This is a genomic window from Planococcus sp. TJ-301, from assembly GCF_058268475.1.
Map to the genome: position 1 here is coordinate 1 of NZ_JBZDOH010000010.1, position 583 is coordinate 583.

Genomic DNA, 583 nt, shown 5'->3' on the forward strand with positions numbered 1-583 from the left:
TCTCGCCTACCTGTGTCGGTTTGCGGTACGGGCACCTCCCGCCTCGCTAGAGGCTTTTCTTGGCAGTGTGAAATCAGGGACTCCAGGGCGCAATGCCCCTTGCCATCACAGCTTGGCGTGCATGAAAATGGGATTTGCCTCATTTTCCGCCTCACTGCTTGGACGCGCACAACCAACGGCGCGCTCACCTTATCCTTCTGCGTCCCCCCATTGCTCAAACGGCGGGGAGGTGGTACAGGAATATCAACCTGTTGTCCATCGTCTACGCCTATCGGCCTCGACTTAGGTCCCGACTGACCCTGAGCGGACGAGCCTTCCTCAGGAAACCTTAGGCATTCGGTGGACGGGATTCTCACCCGTCTTTCGTTACTCATACCGGCATTCTCACTTCTAAGCGCTCCACCAGTCCTTCCGGTCCAGCTTCAACGCCCTTAGAACGCTCTCCTACCACGGATCTCTAACGAGATCCATCCACAGCTTCGGTAATCCGTTTAGCCCCGGTACATTTTCGGCGCAGTGTCACTCGACCAGTGAGCTATTACGCACTCTTTAAATGATGGCTGCTTCTAAGCCAACATCCTGG

1 rRNA gene is annotated in these 583 nt (G+C 55.7%); it reads right to left on the bottom strand.

What is annotated here, in order from left to right:
• Nucleotides 1-583 (bottom strand): 23S ribosomal RNA (locus AC4EHJ_RS16985); the annotation flags it as partial.